Origin of the sequence: Iningainema tapete BLCC-T55, assembly GCF_014698965.1 — a bacterium.
Classification (GTDB): domain Bacteria; phylum Cyanobacteriota; class Cyanobacteriia; order Cyanobacteriales; family Nostocaceae; genus Iningainema; species Iningainema tapete.
Genome location: NZ_JACXAE010000120.1, coordinates 1 through 19983 on the forward strand (window position 1 = coordinate 1; position 19983 = coordinate 19983).

Consider the following 19983-nt stretch of genomic DNA (forward strand, 5'->3'; position numbering starts at 1 on the left):
TCTCATTTTATTCTTGGTTTGCTTTTTTATTTCAGTAATTACCGATTGTGACACTATTGGGTGCGGAATATAGGTTACAGTGATAATGTATGTGCGATTATCGCTATCCTCCACAAATAAAACCCGGTACTTCCCCACCCGAAGCCGCGATTCCGGACGACCTTTGAGAGGTTTTATATCAAGGGTGGTAGGATCGCTAACAAGAATATCTAAAGCATTGATAATACGCTGTTGATCTTCAGCTGACATTCGCTCCAAATACCGTAGAGCGGGTTTCAAAACTATATACTGCCAATCAGCCAAATTTGCTCCTAAATAACTTGCGTTTTAATTCCTCTTTTGATACTCCAACATCGCGCCCTGCCAGATAATCCTGTAAAGCTACCTCACTTTCGGCAATTTCTTCTGGCGGGATGATCTCATCAGTTCCTTCCACTTCCACAGGAATTTGTACTAAAGTTGTTAATGCTTCCCGCAACCGGATTTGCTCATCACGGCTCAGACGTTGAGCTAAACTGAGAACTTCTTCATAAGTTGGCATTGGCTTATGAGTTGATATCACTACTACTAACTCTAGTATATAAGTATGGGGAACTTGCTTGATGTTAAATTGGTCGAGGGTTTAAACTTGCCATTGATTTGGCTAGTTATTTTACAATTTTGTTTGTGCAATTGTTTCTGGTTGCACTGATTGTTAACTAGTGATGTGAAAACATTAGTGCCATACTTGTCTAGTTACTAAAGATAGATTTTGAGTTAATGAGCAAAAAGTTTGTCCTCGCCTTGCTTTCATCTCCTGCACTGTTTGCCTCTGTGTTGTCTGTGGTTATGACTACCCAACCAGCTATGGCTAATCAAACAGTAATTCCAGGCAATGGTGTCAACTGCGTACCCAATCCCCATGCCGCTAACAAAAAATTAGTTTGTGTACGGGTAAGTAAAACAACTACAGTGACTCCTAAGCCAAAGGTGACAACACCCCAATCTGAGTCAAATAGAGTTCCTGAGTTGCAATTCACTGAGGAAGAAAGTGATACTGCGATCGCGATGTTTGGTTGTGATTGCCCATCTTGTCTTAATGCTATACGGCAAATGCGAGGTCAAGCGCCCATGCCAGTCTAATATAGGAATACAAACTAAATAAATTACATCTTTTGTGAGATGGGCATCTTTTGTGAGATGGGCATCTTGCCCGTCCTAGATAATAGGCGGGGACGCCCACTCCACAGCTGCTACTTTCCTTGCAATGGTGCGTTCAGAGTTTTGTTAATTCGATCGCGTGTTTCGAGCAAGTGTGCTTTGGTGTATTCGTCGTTTGAACGCGCTTGCTCCAGCTTTTCGCTTAGTTGCCGAAGTTTATACCAAGCCAGTGTACGTGCATCTTCCGGCACTTTTTCTTGGCGCAACACCATACCTGTTAAGATGTCCAGGTATTCTCGCTGCAAGCCACGACGTAAACTAGAAATTTTAATTAGATCACCTTTTGGTTTTAACACCTCAGTCCAAATTCCTGATTGCAATGTGTTAAATAGTTCGGGAAGCGTCAGAGCTTCATCTTGTTGGCTTTTTAGTTCGATATCCTTAAGTCGTCCGAGGCGATCGCCTGATAGTAATTCCGACAACACCAAACTCTGCATGAACAACACCAAGTCATGAATTGGATAGTCCAACCTTCCAATTCGGGGAGAACTGCCCCAATGTCGCCAACGGGAAGGTGCTAATTTATTCAATAGTTCCGGTGAGAAGTTAAAAGCATCTTCGGCAAATACATATTTTTGTACGATTGTCAATGCCTGTCTTTGTTTTTCTATTGGCACTGGTTGAAATGGTAATCGCCCATGGGGATCGCCTGCATGAACTCGGTAAAAAGATTGACCACCTATGTATTTTGTGGTATAATATATATTCTGAAAATAATTACCTAAGACAGTACCAAACCTTTCGCTTACATCGCTATAACTATCTCCTTTACTTGGATAACGAGTGTTGAGACGATCCCACATTAACCGAGAATTATCTAACTGCCACTGAGAGTACATCAGCACATCACCACTGTTATCCCAAGCATCGGCAGTTGGATCAAGGTCAAACACATCCTCATCTGTAGAGTAACTTAACTCCGGTTTGTAAGATTGTCCAGCAATTTTCGCCAAAAATGCTTTTTCATCTGTAGGTGCTGGTGTGTAGCCGTACTGAATTGCCCACTGATCATAAGGTCCTACCTTAGTGGGAAAATAGTCTCCCTGCTTGATCCCCTGGGGTGCAAGATTTGGTGGAATGTAATCCATCACCGACGTAACCAAACCTTTGTTCTGAGTAATCTCCTTATTGTTGAGCTGTTCTGGTGGTAGCATGGTACTACCACGGAAATTATGTCTTAACCCCAAAGTATGTCCTACTTCATGAGCAATAATTAACCGTAAATATTGATGGATGTAATCTTTAATTTGTTCGCTACTAGGTGGTACATTTTGTAAAAGTGACATCGCCATTGTACCTAAAGAGAACTGGTTAGCAGCTTCCATACCGTAGCAAAGGTCGTACTCCCCAGCAAGTTTGGATAAACGCTGTGTAAAATCCTTGATGGGTTTTTGAATGTCAGCATTTTTCTGTATACTGTTACCTCTTGGTTCTAAACCATTGGCGCACAGCAGGCGATTTTGCATGAATGCTGATAAAGAAGTGCGAGTGTTAGTTTGTGGTTGGACAATTCGGCGATAATCACTCTTGAGAGCGCGGACAAAGCTAGCATCTACTAAGATGGTGGCGTTCAAAATTTGCCCTGTTAAAGGATTAACACGAGATGGTCCCATGGCAAAGTATCCATCTACTGTATTGATCCAGCGAATTGTGTTATAACGTATGTCGGCAGGGTCAAAATCGGCTTTGTCTGGCATTTGCCGCACTTGAATTGCATTCTTAAATCCCGCTTTTTCAAAAGCTTTGTTCCACATAAGGACTCCTTCTGTGATTGCCGCACGGTATTGTTCGGGAACGGCGTTATCAATCCAGAAGACTATTGGTTGTTTGGGTGGAGAAATTGCGGCTTTGGGATCTTGTTTTTCTAAATGCCAGCGATTAATATAGCGGACAAATGGATCGCGGCGATCGTCGTTGGATAAGTCTTGGTAAGCGGTGAGGAAATAGCCGATGCGATCGTCAGCTAAACGTGGTTGGTAGTTGTTTTGTGGTAGTTGAGACAAACTGTAGTGGAGGCGCAGGGTAAAGCCACGTTGGTCGGGGAGAGTGGCAAATAATGGTATTTTTTCTTCCGCTCGATGACTATCACCAATACTGGAAAAATTCAAAACTGATTCAATTTCCATGTTCTCTGGGAATGCTTTAGCACTTCCAAAGTAGGAATTCTCTGTACTTGGGCTAGATACTCCTAAACTAGAAGATAATCCAGCTAGGTCTGTAAGTAGTAACTCGCTCAAGTCGATGAGAATCGTTTTGCGTTGTGGATGAATACTTTTGATGGAAATACTGTATAGCACTGAGTCGCTGAAGGATCGGGAACGCGATCGCGCTTGTGGATCTCCTTCATTTGTTCTAAAGTTTACATTGCGAACTACAAATTGCAAGTTATTACCGACGCGGTTAAAGTAAAATAAAAAATCTTGTAACGGCATTCCACTATATATTCCAGCTTCGCCGATCCCAGATTCTAATGTCGCTGTTGCTAGGTAATTTTTATTTAATTGTTCTGGCTTAATTTCTAAGTAAATTTTGTTTTTTTCTTTATTCCGGTAGAGCGTAAATAACCCTTGTAACTTTTGAGTATCTTTAACTACTCGATCAAACTGCTCTATTTCTTCTTTTTTTGCTGGTTTAGAATCATTATCCGACTTTTCGTCACCATTTTTGACCAATTGTTTTCGACTAACTTGTAAAAATGGTTGCTGTCCACTATGTTGAGTATTTCTTACCACCCAAATATAAGGATGACGCTGCGCTGATTGATTTTGGTCGATCACCCAAACTTGCTGTGAGGGAGTGGGGGCTAGGGGTCCCCTCTGGGGTTGGGGGGAGTTTGTGAGTTTGTGAGTGGGGGAGAAATTATTTGGGGGAGTGTAAGAGCGTTCCTCTCTACTCTGTTCTTGGTATAAGCGTGTTCTAGCTTCTGTTGAAGTTAGAGACTGGGCGTCAACAGTTGTGATGCCAAAAAATAAACCATGCCACAAAATGGTGTAAAGTGTAAATCTCTTCATTAAATATGTACCTGACAAAAATCTCACTAGTTATATTGCCCGCATTGCACTCTTTGTACTCTCCTCACTCAATCGCTTAGCCTGAAAGCACTGTAAGCTGCCGGATATCTAAGAGCTAATTTGTGGGATCATATGTCACCGCCATTGTTTAGCCTTGAAGTTTTGTACTGTAGTATTTTTCCCAAAAATTGCATCTTTAGCCAACTGTACGTATTATTTTTACATTACTACCAGAAAATTGCCGAAATGATAGTATCACAACTTAACTTGAACACCTGATTTTACTGAAAAGTAAAATACTTTTTCTAGAAATATTTTTCTTTGTCAAGGAGGAAGAAAACAGCACACATTTATGCTCAACGTAAAAACACTGTAATTATTAATACTAAACTCTTGAAAAGAGAAAATCCATAGGGAGCCAAAAAAAAATCTCAAAAAGCTCTATTTAGTCAGTAAGTGCATAGTAGCAACGGAAACAAAAATGCCACAGTTATCTCAGGTTTGGAAGCTTTTAACTTATGTCAGAAGATCGTGGGGACAAGAAATACCTCAGAAAACTTCTGTGCCAACGGAAGTTATATTGCCATCAAGGAGAATGATCAAAACACAAAACACAAAATTTGAGTTGGCGCAAAATAATTTACCACAGTTTTGTAATGCATCAAAACTACAACAAAGCTTGGCAGAATGGTCAAAACGAGGAAATGATGAGACTTTTAAAATTAGCGATCGCCAAATGCACTATGAAATTTATGATTTGATGGGCGAGTGCGTACTACAACCTGAATTAGTGGAAAAAGTGATGAATAAGCTCATTACTAGTGATGTTCACCTAGTGCCACTTTTTCTGCGATTAAATGATTTTTATTGCCGCTGGTGTCAGGGAGAATTCATTGATGCTGCACCTCCCGATAATTTACCTCAGCAAAAGATGCTTACTCTGTTAGCGCAAAACATGACCGTGGGATTGCGGCAAATAGATATAAATACGGGATTAAATATATTAATTTTGCTTTTAAAATTACATCTGTATGCTCAAGAGCGAGAAAACTTAAAGCACCAAATAATCTTCTTTCCTTCAGGTCAACCAGATTCCAACTATTTCTTTACCTCTCAAATGGTACGTATAATTAACTACAGTGATTCTTTAGAAATTGGTAACTTCAGTAGTACAGTTGGGGAATTTCTTAGAGGCGGTAACTTTAGCGGAGCTTACCTGGGTGATGCCAACCTAACAGGTGTTAACTTCAGTGGAGCAAACCTTAGTGCCGTCAATTTGGGCGATGCTAACTTAATTGGTGCGAACTTCAGTCACGCCAACCTTAGCGCTGCAAATCTGGGCGATGCCAACCTTAGTAGTGCCAACTTTAGTGGTGCAACCCTCTGGCGCATCGATTTAAGTAGCAGCAACCTAAGTGGTGCCGATCTCAATAGTGCAGATCTTGGTGGTGCAAATCTAAGTAGCGCTGATCTCAGCAGCACCGACCTAAGTGGTGCTAACCTTAGAGGTGCTAACTTAACAAACGCCAATCTTAAGGATGCGAAACTTTGTCATGCTCAACTTTGTGATGCGATCCTTTTTGGTGCGAACCTGAGCGACGCCAATCTTATTGGTGTGGATTTGTGTTACGCTGACTTGTGTCGTGCTGATTTAAGTGGTGCAAACCTGAGTCAAGGAATCCTCAGAGGCACAAACCTGAGCGACTCAATTCTTTTCAACACCAATCTTAAAGATACGATACTTGATGCTGCCGATCTTAGCTACGCCAAACTTAATGGTGCAAAACTCAACAACGCTAATCTCAAAGGCACAATGCTAATGGGTGCAGATCTTAGCAATGTAGATCTTAAGGGAGTTAACCTTAATGAAGCCGACCTTAGCGGAGTTCTTCTCAGTGAAGCTAACCTGAGTGGTGCTAACTTAAGTAACGCGATGCTGTTTGGCACAGATTTTAGCAGTGCCAATCTCAGTAACGCCAACCTCAGTGGTAGTAACCTCAGTGGTGCAATCCTAAATGGTGCAGATCTTAGCTATACAAATATCAGCTACGCTATTCTCAGTGACGCTAACCTGAGCGAAGCTAATCTAGAAAAAATGACTTGGAATGAGAATCTAGAGTGGGAAGGTGTACGCGGCTTAGATAAGGCTGTGAATGTGCCAGATGCATTAAAGCAGAGGATGGGGTTAAGGTGAGAAAATTGTACATTCACTAGCCTCACTCGCTGTCCCAAGTATCTTTTACAGCAGACCAGTCTACCCAATCTGGATTTTCCGAATGCTTTCGTAAGCTTTGCAATTTAGGTAGAGCCTCTTTTATAATAGCTTTGTCTTCTTGATCTTCAATCCAATTTAACAAGGTTTCCCAAGCAGTAAGACTAAGCTGCACAGCAATTCGCTGACCGTTAGCATCTACAAGAAACTGAGCTGACTGCAATGCTTCAATCACTTTCGTCATAAGGCTTCCTCTATTTCCATCCATTATAGAGTAACTACTAATCTCAAAAGAAATCTGCCATCCAAGGAGAAAAACCTGCAAATATTTGAGTTGCGGCTAGGAGGGCTGTTTGTGTTGCCTCTAGTTTTCCCATTAGTTGTAATTGATGAGGTGTAAATAAACCTGTGTAGAGCGGAGCTAATCCTTTAATTTCTAACTTCAACTCGCCCTTTCCACCTTTGCTAACTTCACCACGTCCGTTGGCGACAGATAGAATGAAATTACCATTGTTTTGGGCTACCAGTTCATCTTCAACTGTGAGGTGCAGTTGAGCTTGAATATCTGGTGGATAGCCTCGCTTCTCCAGCGCCTTCACAACATTTACTACCCGCAACATCCAACGATCCACAAACCTTTGTTTAACATTTTGTTCAGGTAACAGCAATGTTAACAAATCAATCGGCGAACTTTTCCAGCGCACCATATCTATTACAGAGCGTTGATTGCTAAGAAAACACCACAAAGTTTGTGCAGCAGCAGTTGTCAGAACTACCCAATCCCTAATACGTATAAAAGTGCTATTCTCTGCTCTGTGTTGGCTAAATATAATATAACCTTGGGGTTGGTCTAGTGAACCGATGAGATAAGCGTACACGGCTTCGTTCTCTTCTGGTCGAATTAATTGCTTCCACAATCCTTGATGTCTGTCTAAGTATCCGTTGGTAAGTTTTGCTTGATTGTCATATAATTCATTAAATTTATAATCTGTTGAAACAGGTGTAATAGGAAGTGGCTGCTCCTTCACCTGGATACTCTCAGTGGGAATTTCCCAACCGCAATAGCTACCTCCCTGCTCATACCCGACTTTTCGGTATAAGCGTTGAATAGCTGGGTATAGAGCCGATATCGCTACACCTTTTGCATAAAGTTCCTTGACATTAGACTGCATTAATGATAATGCAGCACCTGTGCCGCGATGTTCTACAGCAATACCTACTCCACCAATCCCCGTCATTGGTACACGCTCACCACCCCACCATTGCCCCATCGGGATAGTCGCCAATCCACCAACTATTTGCTCATCTCGACGGATCACACGGAAGTTCTCTAAGCCAATCCGCTCAAAGAAGACTTTGCTCTCACCCGGCGACATGGTAAAACACTGCTCCAGGATATATCCCAATCGCCTCTCTTCCTCTGGAGCAATCTGGCTGTAGTCAAGTAAAGAAGTCATATCATTTACCGCCTAGCAACGCTCTTACTACAATTATAATACAAAAGCGTTACTAAGCTGAAATTACAATGCGTTAAGGTTTTATTGTCCACGGCCTGGTTTACAATCAGCAAAACCCAATGCCTCTGTGTCGAGGAAACTGGCGTTCGCCATCTCAATAACTGCTTCAACCGGATACTCATTCTTTCTCCCAGCTGGGAATTATTTTTCTGTTGATAACCCCACATCAGAGAATTATTTCGTATCGCTGTTAGCAGATTACTTGTTAGAAGAATTGTATTTCTACAACGGGTTTATATTTTTCTACAATCTCTCCTCACGAATGCTCTGGAATCGAGATTGTCTAAAATATGAGAAAACCAATATATGAAAAGATATGGAAAGTAAATGGATTAGCCATAACGGAGTTCGCCTTTTCTCCGAATCTTTCGGTGTTCCAGATGATCCACCAACTTTATTAATCATGGGAGCGATGGCTTCAGCCGTGTGGTGGGCAGAAGATTTCTGCTGCCAATTAGTTGATCTCGGACGCTATGTGATTCGCTACGATCACCGAGACACAGGGCGCTCAACAAGTTATGAGCCAGGTCACATTCACTATTCCATTGAAGATCTAGCGGATGATGCTTTTCGTGTTCTCAATGGCTATGGAATTGAGAGCGCTCATTTAGTGGGGATATCGCTCGGAGGATTTCTAGCTCAACTCATGGCGCTCAAGCATCCTCAACGGGTCAAAAGTCTAACGTTAATCGCCTCGGAACGCTTGGCTGAAACCGACCCGACAATGCAAGGGATCGATCCATCTGTCCTTGAATACCATGCGAAAGCCAGTAAACTGGATTGGGCAAACCGTGAGGCAGTGATTGAGTATCAGATTGGTGCGTGGCGATTAATTTCCGGTTCAGCCCATCCGTTTGATGAATCAGCAATCCGCGAATTAGCTGGGGCTGACTTCGATCGCACTCCTAATCTCATGACGACCTTTAATCATGCCTTGATTGGCGGCGGAGAACAATGGGTTAACCGCCTCCACGAAATCGCTGTACCCACTCTGGTCATTCATGGCACAGAAGATCCTGTTTTACCCTATGCCCATAGCTTGGCGTTGCAAGCAGAGATCCCGGATGCTGTATTACTACCATTGCCAAGAACAGGACACGAACTGCATCGCAACGACTGGTCTGTTATTCTTGAAGCGATAGAAAAGCACACTGCATCACAGCAAGAAACAGCCTAACAATTCGCTTGGAGCGGACTGATGAAAAATCTCGGTTTTGAATTCAGGGTTACTTACAGCTGCTCAAGCGAACCGTTAAATCATCAAAAGCCTATTTAATCTTGTACATAGTCTTGTCCTTTCAATAATGCCCATTCTGCTTGCATAAATTAATGATTGAGCTACTTTAAACTCACGCACTGTCATTGGCGCAGTGCGAACCACATCACCGTAAATCATTGGCGGACGAACATAACGGCTACCGTAATGCACCCAACCATTTTTGGTGAAAGCAAAACCAGATAACTGCTGTCCAAAAAATTCCACCATGTCGGTGCGTTCAAATTCATCATGAACTAGAACATCTAACTCTAATTCCTCCTGTAGTTTAATACTCTTGGCAATTTCAACATCAATTGCAGAAGACGTAACAGATTACCTCAATCTCACTCTTGGGGAACGACGTGCATTTGATGGCATCCTCAGTTACCTAACATTTCTCGCCTTTATTCCCTTTGAACAATGCCAGCCCTTAAGCCGTGGGTTTGAAAATATTCCTCCTCGTCCTGGCATTTACGCAATCAGGCACAGGACTGACGGATTACTCTACATCGGTAAAACTAAAAGCTTGCGGGATCCGTTTCAGTGGCAGGCATAAAGCTTTTCTGTGGGCATGGCTCGACAAATATGACGATGAGGATGTGCGAATTGCAATGCAGTTAATTTCGCACTGGGAAAGCCCTGCGTTATTATTGGAGCTAGAAGCGATTATTTTAAGAGCCACTGAACTACCTGACAACGTCCAAATTCCGACGGAGATGTAAAGTTATGCAAGCCAAACTTCAAGAACAGCTTTCTCCTGCTGATGCCGAAGCCATCTTAGGACGCTTGCCTGAACGAATTCGCGCCGCTCTAGTTGCTCGTGCGGCTGAAATCGAATATCCTATCGAAGCAGTGGTTGAGATGGCGATCGCTAGCTTTGTTGATACAGAGGCGTTAGGTTTTGCAGATTGTAAACCAGGACGTGGACAGTAAGGTTGTGTGTGAGCAGATTGGCTCATAAGATATGATGGAGGAATTCAAAGAAGCAGCGCAGCGATCGGGAGTCAACATATGCAAGCGATTCTTTTCAGCCGTGAGGAAGTTGCTCAACGTGCAGAACAACTGTACGAAAGCAGAATCCGCCAAGAAGTTGAAGTTGAAGAAAACATCGGCAAGATAGTCATCATTGACGTTGAGACAGGTGACTATAAGGTTGATGAAAATAGCTTACGTGCTGCTGAATACTTGAGCGAGAAACATCCCAATGCTCGTCTGTTCGGAATCAAAATCGGGTACAATGTTGGTGCTGCTTTTGGTGGTGGTGTCATGGAGCGTATGGTTAAGTGATTTCGGGTATTGTGGATGATGGACACGGCATTATCACCATCCCATTTTGGTCCTATCTTGACTGTTCCTTTTTGGTTAGATAAGTGGCAGAAGCGTAGAGAAAAACAAAGCATAGACAGTAAAAGTACAAATTGATTAAAGCCAAGACAATCTGGGAATCTGCCAATACCGAATTGTTGGCTAGAGCAGCTAATAGTCTCCCTTGGCTTGTTTTTTGTTGAAGATAGGTTATGCTACCAAATGGTTTGACATAATCATCAAGTCTTCAGCCGCTTTAGCTAATGAACCAAAGCTATACAGAAATCTTAAATGATTCTTTAGTCTGTGCAGAATTAAAACAGGCGTGGGAGGATTCCAAGCCTGGGGTAAGTGGCGGGCACGAAGAAGGCGGCTTCATTCTGAAAGATTCTGAAGGAAATTTTAGTGTTGTTCGCTGGGCAACAGGCGACCAGAACAGCATTTTTCTGCCTTCTCATCCAGGGTGTAAGATTGAAGGAACTGCCATTGCTGCGTCATTTCATACTCATCCCAACACTGGAGGCGATTATCTTCAAGAACCAAGTGAAACAGATAAGCGTGGTGTGAGAGATGATCCTGATTTGAAGGAAGCTTCTTACATCGGTGAATTTGTCATCTCTCAGGCAAAAATCTATTGGATTGAACCGAATGGACAAGTCAGTGAGATCGGGGATACATCGTTGATTTTGGGTTTATAGAGTGGAGATTAACTATGAGTGTAGCGTTGAGTTCAGATGTGCTTCAAGATGATGTTGCTGTCACAGTTGCCCGCGTGATTGCTTCTGCGAATAAACGTGCCCGCGAATTGAATGTTGATGTCATGCAAAGCATTATTAGCCTAACTCAACATTCTCAGGATGGTAGTTGGGTATGGCGAGTGAACTATGGAGCGAAAGATTATATTGGGCGGCGGGGTGGAGATTTGATGATTGAGGTTAATCCGGAGGATGCCAGCATCCAGAGAGTCCTTTGGGGTCAATAGGTGAGCGCGGTCTAACAACGCAGTGGAGCGGACGGTAGAGTGTCTTCGCGCTTCGTTCTAGCTCTCTCGCCGCCGCTTATCTTGGTCGTTAGACCGCAAGCCATGAAATCGAGTGTCACAAAAGCATTTCGTAAACGGCTTGAGCGACTTCCCGCATCAGTTCAGGAACAGGCAGATAAGGCTGATGAACTTTGGCGTGAAGATCCTTACCACAACAGTTTGCAGTTCAAGCGAGTGAGCCAACGCCAACCGATCTATTCTGCGCGTGTCAGCATTGACTACCGAGTTCGATGTACAGGGTTTAGCTGCACAATTTCTGCTCCGAAGTAATTTGCTCCCGAAAGCGAGGGTTGACGCAATTCACATTGCTGCTGCAACCGTTCACGGCATGGATTATCTACTAACGTGGAATTGTAAACACATTGCAAATGCTCAGATCCAGGGAAAGTTGGCGGAGATTAGTCTCGATTTCGGCTATGTGCTGCCTGTTCTGTGCACACCAAACGAACTAATGGGAGATTAGGTCATGTGGGAAGATGAGATTGTCGAAGAAATCCACCAAATCCGGGAAGCATACGTAAAGTCCTTTAATTATGACCTAGATGCAATATTTGAAGATTTACGCAAGAAGGAAGCTGCAAGCGGTAGAGAAGTTGTGAGCTTGTCGCGGAGGCGCGGTCTAACAACACGTTGGAGCGGACGAGCGAGAGATCCTGGTGAAGATGTAAAGGATACTAACCACCGCTCAACTTAGCCGTTAGGCTTCGGAAACAGGTACACGTTTATAGCGTCGTCTTACTAGCCCACTACGGAGCCGATAAGCTTCAGATATGAACGAAAAAATTCAAGAGTACCTTGCCGCACAGACCCAGAAAGTTGTTCAGTTTCGTCAAGCACTAACATCAGAGTCTGATCGTGGATGTGCGCTGTTTGCGGCAGCGTATTTAGATGTCTGTCTTTCAGATCTGCTTTATGTATCACTTGTAGAAAACAAGAATATTGATAAAGATCTTTTTGAAGGAACAGCACCTCTATCAAATTTTTCATCCAGAATCAAACTTGCTTACTACTTGGGACTCATTTCACGAAATTGCAGGTGTGATCTAGATATTGTTAGAGGTATTAGAAACGATTTTGCACATAAGACAGAGACTATTTCATTTGAAACTCAGTCGATTCGCGACCGCTGCAAGAAGTTATCTTTTTCTTATCAGGAAAATGATGCTGATCCGCGTTCACATTTCACGGCTGCCGTAATGAGAGTGTTAAGTCATATTCACATAGCTACACTCACAACTACACCTCACACTGAGAAACTTGATGATACACCCTCTGAAGAAGATAAGAAGAGGCATCGTGAGCTAATTGAGAAAATTGTAGAAAGTGTAGTTCGTGATCCTTCTACACAGGAAGAGACAAACGAGGAAGCCTAACAATTCGCTTGGAGCGGACTGTGAAAGATACGGTGCTGAGTTTAAGGTTTTCGGCAGTCGCTGATTTGAACCGTTACGGAGGGACACTCAGGAAATTGCAGAAGGTGAAACCGTCTCACTTGATGAAGTTTTCCCATAGGTTTCTCCTAAGTCGTCAAAGTAAGTAACTAGGTGTAGGGGTAGTTCTACAGAATCAAGTGAGTTATAGACACTTTGCTCACAAATCTGTTAAAAGTCTTGCCTTTCTCAAAATATATGTCAGTACTGTCTCCTCTCTAGCAATAATATCTGCTGTAACTTCCATTCCAGGTTGGAGATGATACCAGTTAGCGCCCTTGGTAAGATAAGTTCTTTCTGGCTGAATTGTCACCTCGTAGTATGAAGCAGCAGCAGAGGTAATGGTATCAGCAGTAATCACCCTGACAGCACCTTTGAGAACACCGTATTCAGGATAAGGATAAGCAGAAATCCGGAGTAAAACTTTGCCTTGTTCACATTTATTTACCTGTTTTTGGCAAACTCCAACCTTGCCAATATCAGCAGCCGCTACGCGAGCTTTAATATATAGAGGAGCATTGTTGGGAGCAATTTGGGCAATAGTTTCTCCTGCACGCACAATTTGACTTGGGTTGCGTAAGTTGAGTGTGAGCAGAGTGCCTGTTACGGGAGCTTTAATTACACTCTTGTTTAATTCACTATTAATCTGTTGCAGTTCTTTTTGATCCCGGCTTAGTTGATTGTTAATTTCAACTCGACGCTGAATCAATTCATCTCGTTGTTTATTCAACCTAGCTAAAGTTGTTTCACCTCTTGCCTTTTCTTGGGCAATTCGCTCTATTGCTATCTTCACTGATGCGGCACTAGGATTGAGAGCAGCTTTTGCACGCTCCAGTTTTGCTTGGGCTGCTTTGAAAGCTTGTTCTTTCTCCTTAATTTGTAACTGAGCGATCGCACCAGTATTATTCAATTGTTGATATTGCTGCAACTGTACCCTCGCTAACTCCAATGCTGCGGCTGCTTCAGTAACTTCTGTTTGAGTTACCACTTGCTGCTGTTGATATGAGCGTTGATTACCGCTAAGATCGGCTTGTGCAGAAGCTATGGTACGTTTGATTAAGTCTGTTTCCGATTCCCTCTGACTTTCTAACGACTTCAATTGAGCATCAATTTGCCCAAGTTGTTGCCGACTGAGTTCGAGCTTGCTTTGCAGTTGGCTTTTGAGCGTTTGTTGGCGTGAATCGTCAATGAGTGCGATCGCTTCTCCCTGTTTAACTACCTGATTTTCTTTTACTTCAATACGTAATATCTTACCTTCAACAGCGGCTTGAACAACTCGCAGTTCTCCCACCGGACGAACGGTAGCAGGCGCTCTGACGGTAACATTATATTTGGTGATGGCAGCTACGGTAAAAGCAACACAAACAGTACCAACGAGAAATAGCCCACCAATAGTTGTCCATGAACTAATGCTGGGCAGAAATTCTTCACTCTTCGCTGGTGGGAGAAAGCTTTCTTGAGAGTCACTTACCATTATTATTCCAAACATTCATACCAAACTAGGGTATGATTTGGGTTGCCACACATAGTACACCCACCTGATAAGGACATCATGTCATCATCTGTCAAGTCAATTAGTCCGGCTGGGTTTGATGGCAGCATAGCTTTTTGTTGATCGCTCAAGCTGTTGCGGTAGTTTTTGTCCTTCCAAGCACGGACTATTTCTTCTGTAGACATAGCACTCCTAATTAAAAAATCAACTTTTATACTTTCCATTGCCACTCTAACATCGAATGATAATCATTTTCATTGGCTTTGCTTATGAAGATGATTTTTTGATTATGATAATGATATTCATCGGTAGATATATCGAATTTTAAGGAATTAAAAAGTCTAGATGGTTGCCAGATATATTGTATAATTCATCACGGTTGCCCTGGATGACAATTCCTTCTTCGAGCAGCACAATCCAGTCGGCGCGATTAATCACTCTAGGGCGGTGAGAAATCAAAATTGTGGTTTTGCCTTGACGATGAGACAGCAAACGCTCCAGTATTTGCGCTTCACTAACTGGATCGAGAGCAGCGGTAGATTCATCCAATATTAGAATAGGCGGATCGGTGACAATACCTCTAGCGATCGCTAATCGTTGTTTTTGCCCTCCCGAAAGATTTGCGCCAAATTCACCCAATACAGTTTGATATTTGTTCGGCAATTTACTGATAAAATCATCAGCATCAGCGATTTGACAAGCTTGAACAATCTGCGCAAAAGTGATATTTTCATAACCCAAGCGTAGATTATCAATAATCGAACGACTCCAAAAGTGAGCGTCTTGGGGAATCAAAACGACTTGCTGCCGAATACAACTAAGCGAAAGGTCTGGTAAATTATAACAATTAATACGTATATTTCCCGACTGGGGCTGATACAAACCGGCAATCAGTTTTGCTAAAGTACTTTTACCACAGCCAGATTTGCCAATCAAGGCGATCGCTTTACCACCAGGAATCGTCAGAGAAAAATCCTTGAGCAAATCAACTCTACCAGGGTGATAAAAATTGAGATTACTACAAATGATGTCAGCATCACCGGGAATCTCAGCAAAAGGCTTTTTCACATCATCCTGAGCTTCTCTCGTAGAGTCAATTACTTCAGTCAGTCGCCCAGTGGCAGCTTTGGCACGAGTAAATTGATCGACAAAGCCCAGCAAAGTAGAGACTACAATCAAGATATTACCATTGAGACTATTAAAAGCAATCAGTTGACCAATGCTCAATTGTTGACTAATCACCAGAGTACTACCAAACCACAGCAGTATAATCCCCCCAGCTTTAGAGACAAAATCAAAGAACGTATTATTGATAATCACAATCTGAATCGTGCGGAATGTCAGGTGCGCTTGTCTTCCATAACGGCTTTGAAACTCCTCCCAAAAATGGGGAGCCGCATTCATAGCTTTAAGAGGCAGTGCGCCCTTAAAGGTTTCAACTAGAATACCTTGATTTTCTCCAGCCAACAATAACACATCACGAATTTTTTGTTGCAGTGTAGGTAGAAAAACAACAGTTGACAGACACATCACCACCACAATTAACATAGATACCATCACCAGCTTGGGGCTGTAGAAGAGCATGAGGAAAAAAGAAGTTACAGCCACAAACAATTGACTAGGTAAAGTCACTCCAACTTTAGTTAAGAGTTGATTGAGTTGTTCGATGTCTCGCAATCTGCTGACGACTTCTCCACTACGATGAGATTCGTAGTACGATAGGGGCAATCCGAGAATAGCTCTGCCAAATTCCAACACCAAATCTAATTCCAAGCGTTGAGCAAAATGAGCTACCAAGTTTGATTGTACCAATCTCAGTAAACTACTAATTAAATTCATCAACAGTACTGCGATCGCGATCCCAGTAAGTACCCTATTATCACCTTGAATCAACACATCATCTGTAAGAATTTGCAGCAAAAAGGGAAAAGAAAGAGACAGTAAACCGATAAAAAGATTGATTAGTAAAGCTTCAACGAGAATGTGACGGTAATTCCAACAGCGCAGGAGCAATCGCCTAAAGCTGCCGATTTTGTTTCTATCATCTGGTTGCGCCAGAAAGTCGGGACGTGGTACAAGTAAAAGCATTGCACCATTCTTCCAACCAGAAAGCAACTCTTGTTGAGACAAATAGCGCATTCCGCTCGCCGGATCGGCAATCGCATACTTCCTCCCCACCCGCCCATACAAAACTACCCAGTGATTACCCAGCCAATGAATAATCCCTGGTAAAGGCACAGCCTTTTGATCCACTAGCTCCAGAGTTACTTTAACTCCCCGCGTATCAAAACCTAATGCTTGAGCACCTTGCCTTAAATTGAGCAAAGTCGTTCCCAGTGTACCTGTTCCCGACACTTCGCGAGCGCGACTGAGAGAAAAAATTTGCCCATAATATTTAGCAATGGCTGCCAAACATGCTGCGCCGCAATCTTCTTCACTATGCTGTAGAACAACCTGATATTTCATTACTGTTAAATTGTGGAGGTGCAAGTACTAGCACTGAGGGAACGCGATTTGGTGCTGCAAGACGTAGCAATCCATAGCCAATGCCAGCAATACCAGTCATTAATCCGAGAATTTCCACCTCCTTGTATCTGACACCGCACAGCCAACCATGTTGATTAATGCTTTCCAGTAAGCTTGCGGCAATGCGGTTGACATGAGAACGATACTCAGAATTATCCAGGATTTGACTGGCACACAATAGCAATTCTAAATTTCCTAAATCGCCGTTACAAAGAGAGTGGTTGCGCCCAAACCCCCGCGCTAAAGTAGTTGAGATTGCAGCGTTAATCTCTCCTCGGATTTCTGCGTCATCTATATGCTTCAAGCAATGCAACCGAGCTAGCCCAATTCCCGGTGCCCCGTGACTCCACGCTACACCAAAGGTATCTTTTTTTTGCCCTACGCGCAAGTCTTGCCAATTTTGCTCAGTGACAGAGAAAAAACTGCGCTCATAAGTTATTGCAGAAACCGCTGCAGTCCGAAAACGTTCTGCTTGTGTAAGTGCAGCTAATTCTAGTAATGCCCAAGCTATTCCAGCAGCGCCATGAGAAAACCCTGTCAAAAGTTGAGTTTCTTGTGCCATTTTAAGACGGTACAATATGCGATCGCCACATTTGATCGCTACTTCTTTGATGCGTTCATCGCCTATACAATGATATAAGCTCAGCAAAGCTCCTATACAGCCTGCTGCACCCCCAATAATATCCAATTTTTCATCGCTTTCTATCAGTGGCGGCAGAAGTTCTACTATTTCAACTGCTTGCTGTAATAAAGGCGAGTTCTGATCATCTTCTAATTGATGCCATAACACTCCCAGATGTGTGAGGGTATAAAGCAGTCCACCCCAACCATCAAAAGCACCTATAGATTTTATTAAGTTCTTATCATATTCTAGCTGATGTTGTAAAGTCAAGAGCGTAGCTTGGGCTAATTTGGTGTAGCGTTGTTGTTGAGTAATCGCTCCCAAATAAGCCAAAAATAAGGCAATACCAGGAAGACCATCAAACAAAGACCAACCCAGGGGAGCAACAGACCAATGGCTTTGACCAACATTAACTAAACCAATCCAACCTGATTGGCGATCGCTTAAAGCTAGTGACTCCAACCTGTCTGCAATAGCGCAGGCAGCTTGTAAGGCGTTGCTGAATCTTGGGATGAAAACCTCACGCAAAGGCGCAAAGGCGCAAAGCTTTTCTTCGCGTCTTTGCGCGGCAGTTGCTTCAACGGAGGGAACCTCCGCAACGCACTGCCTTGTCTTTGCGTGAGGTTCAAAAACACAGTTCATACTCGTATTCAGCACCGATTGCGCATCTATCATCGCTAGTGTTGCTAAGGAATTCTGAATCAACCAAACTTGTCTTTCTAAATCTTGTTCATTTAACTGTTCAATACGTCGCCGTACCAGCGTCATGCCTGATTCTGGTAAAAAATCGGTTATTCGCTCGTCAAGTAACCATAAATCCCTTGAATTAGGGCAGGTTCTAAACAAGGGAACATCTTGATGCCATAAAGCTTTTTTTTCTAAAGGAATTACCTGAGTTAAATAGGAGCGATATGGAACATCAGCCCAAAGTTTATCGAAGAGTTGTTCACGGTCTACAGTATTACGTAAAACATCGGGATGGAAACTCTCTTGTAATAATAACCGATAAGTTTGGGTATCACGCAAGACGACACGCACTTCGTCTGATTCAAAGTGAGTTAGTAAATCGTGTAATACATCTCTATGTTTTATTAATAACTGATATATATTAGTAAATCCACTAATAATCGCCTGTTGATATTCTAGGGCATTCACCTCTAAGTTGTTCAAATGCGGTCGATTTTGACTCTTAGGCATTGATTTGTGCTTGCGGGTAATTTGCATTTCATCGGTTCCTACTTTTGATGCAGAAAGAATACCCTTAGGAATCATTTGCTCGGTGACAGTACTAATACCACTCATGTCGATGCCCTCATCTGCACCTCTTACCCACTGACGTTGAGGTAGTAACCCAACGCGCATCACGGAATTAGCAAGAACTTGGTGAGTAACAAAGATTGATTCTGGTGAGTTAGGTGTGACAAGGCGTGGGTGGAAAAGTGTTTCTAGGTCAATCGGAATTGGATGTTCACCTGCTGCTATGATATTTTCTTGGTGGAAGTCTGTTGCTTCTAGGGCGTAAAGTACAGCTAAATAGCCGCCAAGACGTTGGTAAAAACGCTGGATTTGTGCGGAGGATGTGCAACTGGAAGGGGTAATAAATTCCACCCAACCGTAGTTACCTTTGTTAAGAATTTTTACAGTTTGGAATTGAGGATGGTTGCCTTTTTGGTTGAGCCAAGTCAGGAGTTGTTGAAAGTGGATATCCACAGCTAGGGGTTTGGGTTTGTAAACCACCTGAAAACCAGAGCTAAATTTGGCAATGCTTACGCTTGTTCCACCGCAATGGCGATCGCCTGTATTCCATACTTGTACTAGTATACCGGGTTGCTCTTGGCTAAAAGTGGTGCAGATTTTCTCCCAATCAGTACACAGGCGTTCGAGAAATTCCAATGTTGCCGCAACCCACTGATTAATGTAGAGTACTACTTGTTGTGCGAGAACCGGGTACTCCTGTAGTAGTGCGATCGCTACTTCTGGATTTTGTAATTGTTTGACGAAACTGGTAAATCGCTCTTGGGGTGACACGCCTGACAACAACCCACGCAAGCGAGCCACGTTAAGTTCTAACACCATCGTGGGCAGCAACATCCCCAGTAACTCAGAAGGCAGATTGGCAAATAGTAAGGATTCAACTTTGCTGTCAAAAGGTAGATGGGAATGCTTCTGTTTCAACGCCTCGATTCCGTGATGTAACTGCTCTTCTCCTACCAACAGTTGTGGCATGATGGCATATAAAAACCCTAAAGTCTTACCTGTTTGCGATTCCAGGTTGAAATTAGATCGAAAGTGTTGATTGATCACAAGCACCCCCTGTCCTCTCCCGTTCTAATTTTTTAACTTTACATCAGATCGATGATCATGATAA

At 42.9% G+C, this 19983-nt stretch carries 21 protein-coding genes and 1 pseudogene; 12 read left to right on the forward strand and 10 right to left on the reverse strand.

Features of this window, described 5'->3' with window-relative positions; genetic code table 11:
• Both ICL16_RS40055 and ICL16_RS40060 read right to left on the reverse strand, forming a co-directional pair.
• Positions 1 to 249, reverse strand: a 249-nt coding sequence (locus ICL16_RS40055; protein ID WP_202895948.1) for a type II toxin-antitoxin system RelE family toxin, incomplete at its 3' end; no start/stop codon positions are given.
• Positions 250 to 295: 46 nt separating this feature from the next.
• On the reverse strand, positions 296 to 541 hold the full coding sequence (locus ICL16_RS40060; RefSeq protein WP_190837353.1) for a hypothetical protein: 246 nt from the start codon (positions 539 to 541) through the stop codon (positions 296 to 298).
• A 218-nt stretch (positions 542 to 759) separates the two neighbouring features.
• Here ICL16_RS40060 and ICL16_RS40065 point away from each other — a divergent pair, with 218 nt between their 5' ends.
• Entirely contained in the window at positions 760 to 1122 is a 363-nt protein-coding gene (locus ICL16_RS40065) for a hypothetical protein (protein ID WP_190837355.1), read from the forward strand.
• A 110-nt stretch (positions 1123 to 1232) separates the two neighbouring features.
• Here ICL16_RS40065 and ICL16_RS40070 read toward each other — a convergent pair whose 3' ends face one another.
• Positions 1233 to 4211 (reverse strand): zinc-dependent metalloprotease, encoded by a 2979-nt coding sequence (locus ICL16_RS40070; protein ID WP_190837357.1) that lies wholly within the window; start codon positions 4209 to 4211, stop codon positions 1233 to 1235.
• A gap of 481 nt (positions 4212 to 4692) precedes the next feature.
• On the opposite strand from ICL16_RS40070, the gene ICL16_RS40075 reads away from it, so the two are divergent.
• Positions 4693 to 6405 (forward strand): pentapeptide repeat-containing protein, encoded by a 1713-nt coding sequence (locus ICL16_RS40075; RefSeq protein ID WP_190837360.1) that lies wholly within the window; start codon positions 4693 to 4695, stop codon positions 6403 to 6405.
• 22 nt (positions 6406 to 6427) lie between these two features.
• On the opposite strand, the gene ICL16_RS40080 is transcribed toward ICL16_RS40075, so the two are convergent.
• Both ICL16_RS40080 and ICL16_RS40085 read right to left on the reverse strand, forming a co-directional pair.
• Entirely contained in the window at positions 6428 to 6667 is a 240-nt protein-coding gene (locus tag ICL16_RS40080; protein WP_190837363.1) for a hypothetical protein, read from the reverse strand.
• A gap of 43 nt (positions 6668 to 6710) precedes the next feature.
• Positions 6711 to 7880, reverse strand: coding sequence for a GNAT family N-acetyltransferase (locus tag ICL16_RS40085; protein ID WP_190837365.1), 1170 nt, complete (start codon positions 7878 to 7880; stop codon positions 6711 to 6713).
• 376 nt (positions 7881 to 8256) lie between these two features.
• Between ICL16_RS40085 and mle the strand changes: the two genes are divergently transcribed.
• Positions 8257 to 9117 carry an alpha/beta fold macrolide esterase gene (mle, locus tag ICL16_RS40090; RefSeq protein ID WP_190837367.1) on the forward strand — a complete coding sequence of 287 codons (861 nt, stop codon included), beginning with the start codon at positions 8257 to 8259 and terminating at the stop codon, positions 9115 to 9117.
• A gap of 75 nt (positions 9118 to 9192) precedes the next feature.
• On the opposite strand, the gene ICL16_RS46490 is transcribed toward mle, so the two are convergent.
• Positions 9193 to 9513 (reverse strand): hypothetical protein, encoded by a 321-nt coding sequence (locus ICL16_RS46490; RefSeq protein ID WP_337907210.1) that lies wholly within the window; start codon positions 9511 to 9513, stop codon positions 9193 to 9195.
• On the opposite strand from ICL16_RS46490, the gene ICL16_RS46495 reads away from it, so the two are divergent.
• The 9 genes and pseudogenes from ICL16_RS46495 to ICL16_RS40135 all read left to right on the forward strand — a co-directional run bounded on the left by ICL16_RS46495 (position 9494) and on the right by ICL16_RS40135 (position 12918).
• Positions 9494 to 9754 carry a GIY-YIG nuclease family protein gene (locus ICL16_RS46495; RefSeq protein ID WP_238361165.1) on the forward strand — a complete coding sequence of 87 codons (261 nt, stop codon included), beginning with the start codon at positions 9494 to 9496 and terminating at the stop codon, positions 9752 to 9754. The genes ICL16_RS46490 and ICL16_RS46495 overlap by 20 nt on opposite strands.
• 170 nt (positions 9755 to 9924) lie before the next feature.
• Complete coding sequence (locus tag ICL16_RS40105) at positions 9925 to 10131, forward strand: hypothetical protein (protein WP_190837369.1); 207 nt, start codon at positions 9925 to 9927, stop codon at positions 10129 to 10131.
• Between the two features lie 78 nt (positions 10132 to 10209).
• Positions 10210 to 10485 carry a hypothetical protein gene (locus ICL16_RS40110; protein ID WP_190837371.1) on the forward strand — a complete coding sequence of 92 codons (276 nt, stop codon included), beginning with the start codon at positions 10210 to 10212 and terminating at the stop codon, positions 10483 to 10485.
• A 281-nt stretch (positions 10486 to 10766) separates the two neighbouring features.
• Entirely contained in the window at positions 10767 to 11201 is a 435-nt protein-coding gene (locus ICL16_RS40115; RefSeq protein WP_190837373.1) for a DUF4329 domain-containing protein, read from the forward strand.
• 14 nt (positions 11202 to 11215) lie between these two features.
• The gene (locus ICL16_RS40120) at positions 11216 to 11485 is read left to right on the forward strand and encodes a hypothetical protein (RefSeq protein ID WP_190837375.1); all 270 of its coding nucleotides are present in this window, start codon (positions 11216 to 11218) and stop codon (positions 11483 to 11485) included.
• Between the two features lie 102 nt (positions 11486 to 11587).
• A complete protein-coding gene (locus ICL16_RS40125) occupies positions 11588 to 11815 on the forward strand; it encodes a type II toxin-antitoxin system RelE family toxin (RefSeq protein WP_190837377.1) in 228 nt (75 codons plus the stop codon).
• Positions 11781 to 12008: pseudogene (locus tag ICL16_RS47510) on the forward strand (PIN domain-containing protein); the annotation flags it as partial. The gene ICL16_RS40125 and the pseudogene ICL16_RS47510, both read left to right, overlap by 35 nt.
• 3 nt (positions 12009 to 12011) lie before the next feature.
• On the forward strand, positions 12012 to 12239 hold the full coding sequence (locus ICL16_RS40130) for a hypothetical protein (protein WP_190837380.1): 228 nt from the start codon (positions 12012 to 12014) through the stop codon (positions 12237 to 12239).
• A 76-nt stretch (positions 12240 to 12315) separates the two neighbouring features.
• The gene (locus ICL16_RS40135; RefSeq protein ID WP_190837382.1) at positions 12316 to 12918 is read left to right on the forward strand and encodes an MltR family transcriptional regulator; all 603 of its coding nucleotides are present in this window, start codon (positions 12316 to 12318) and stop codon (positions 12916 to 12918) included.
• Between the two features lie 217 nt (positions 12919 to 13135).
• Here ICL16_RS40135 and ICL16_RS40140 read toward each other — a convergent pair whose 3' ends face one another.
• The 4 genes from ICL16_RS40140 to ICL16_RS40155 all read right to left on the reverse strand — a co-directional run bounded on the left by ICL16_RS40140 (position 13136) and on the right by ICL16_RS40155 (position 19919).
• On the reverse strand, positions 13136 to 14449 hold the full coding sequence (locus ICL16_RS40140) for an HlyD family secretion protein (RefSeq protein ID WP_190837384.1): 1314 nt from the start codon (positions 14447 to 14449) through the stop codon (positions 13136 to 13138).
• Positions 14450 to 14451: 2 nt separating this feature from the next.
• Entirely contained in the window at positions 14452 to 14652 is a 201-nt protein-coding gene (locus ICL16_RS40145; RefSeq protein ID WP_190837386.1) for a mersacidin/lichenicidin family type 2 lantibiotic, read from the reverse strand.
• A 139-nt stretch (positions 14653 to 14791) separates the two neighbouring features.
• Positions 14792 to 16933 carry a peptidase domain-containing ABC transporter gene (locus ICL16_RS40150; protein ID WP_190837389.1) on the reverse strand — a complete coding sequence of 714 codons (2142 nt, stop codon included), beginning with the start codon at positions 16931 to 16933 and terminating at the stop codon, positions 14792 to 14794.
• Positions 16905 to 19919 carry a type 2 lanthipeptide synthetase LanM gene (locus tag ICL16_RS40155; protein ID WP_202895949.1) on the reverse strand — a complete coding sequence of 1005 codons (3015 nt, stop codon included), beginning with the start codon at positions 19917 to 19919 and terminating at the stop codon, positions 16905 to 16907. Before ICL16_RS40155 ends, ICL16_RS40150 begins: the two co-directional genes overlap by 29 nt.
• Positions 19920 to 19983 lie beyond the last annotated feature (64 nt).

What these genes read in the sequence shown, in the direction of transcription:
- ICL16_RS40150 (WP_190837389.1), bottom strand. Translation starts at nt 16,933, where the DNA reads ATGAAATATCAGGTTGTTCTACAGCATAGTGAAGAAGATTGCGGCGCA.
- ICL16_RS40135 (WP_190837382.1), top strand. Translation starts at nt 12,316, where the DNA reads ATGAACGAAAAAATTCAAGAGTACCTTGCCGCACAGACCCAGAAAGTT.
- ICL16_RS40075 (WP_190837360.1), top strand. Translation starts at nt 4,693, where the DNA reads ATGCCACAGTTATCTCAGGTTTGGAAGCTTTTAACTTATGTCAGAAGA.
- mle (WP_190837367.1), top strand. Translation starts at nt 8,257, where the DNA reads ATGGAAAGTAAATGGATTAGCCATAACGGAGTTCGCCTTTTCTCCGAA.
- ICL16_RS40080 (WP_190837363.1), bottom strand. Translation starts at nt 6,667, where the DNA reads ATGACGAAAGTGATTGAAGCATTGCAGTCAGCTCAGTTTCTTGTAGAT.
- ICL16_RS40065 (WP_190837355.1), top strand. Translation starts at nt 760, where the DNA reads ATGAGCAAAAAGTTTGTCCTCGCCTTGCTTTCATCTCCTGCACTGTTT.
- ICL16_RS40130 (WP_190837380.1), top strand. Translation starts at nt 12,012, where the DNA reads ATGTGGGAAGATGAGATTGTCGAAGAAATCCACCAAATCCGGGAAGCA.
- ICL16_RS40120 (WP_190837375.1), top strand. Translation starts at nt 11,216, where the DNA reads ATGAGTGTAGCGTTGAGTTCAGATGTGCTTCAAGATGATGTTGCTGTC.
- ICL16_RS40115 (WP_190837373.1), top strand. Translation starts at nt 10,767, where the DNA reads ATGAACCAAAGCTATACAGAAATCTTAAATGATTCTTTAGTCTGTGCA.
- ICL16_RS40140 (WP_190837384.1), bottom strand. Translation starts at nt 14,449, where the DNA reads ATGGTAAGTGACTCTCAAGAAAGCTTTCTCCCACCAGCGAAGAGTGAA.
- ICL16_RS40110 (WP_190837371.1), top strand. Translation starts at nt 10,210, where the DNA reads ATGCAAGCGATTCTTTTCAGCCGTGAGGAAGTTGCTCAACGTGCAGAA.
- ICL16_RS40060 (WP_190837353.1), bottom strand. Translation starts at nt 541, where the DNA reads ATGCCAACTTATGAAGAAGTTCTCAGTTTAGCTCAACGTCTGAGCCGT.
- ICL16_RS40105 (WP_190837369.1), top strand. Translation starts at nt 9,925, where the DNA reads ATGCAAGCCAAACTTCAAGAACAGCTTTCTCCTGCTGATGCCGAAGCC.
- ICL16_RS40125 (WP_190837377.1), top strand. Translation starts at nt 11,588, where the DNA reads ATGAAATCGAGTGTCACAAAAGCATTTCGTAAACGGCTTGAGCGACTT.
- ICL16_RS40085 (WP_190837365.1), bottom strand. Translation starts at nt 7,880, where the DNA reads ATGACTTCTTTACTTGACTACAGCCAGATTGCTCCAGAGGAAGAGAGG.
- ICL16_RS40070 (WP_190837357.1), bottom strand. Translation starts at nt 4,211, where the DNA reads ATGAAGAGATTTACACTTTACACCATTTTGTGGCATGGTTTATTTTTT.
- ICL16_RS40145 (WP_190837386.1), bottom strand. Translation starts at nt 14,652, where the DNA reads ATGTCTACAGAAGAAATAGTCCGTGCTTGGAAGGACAAAAACTACCGC.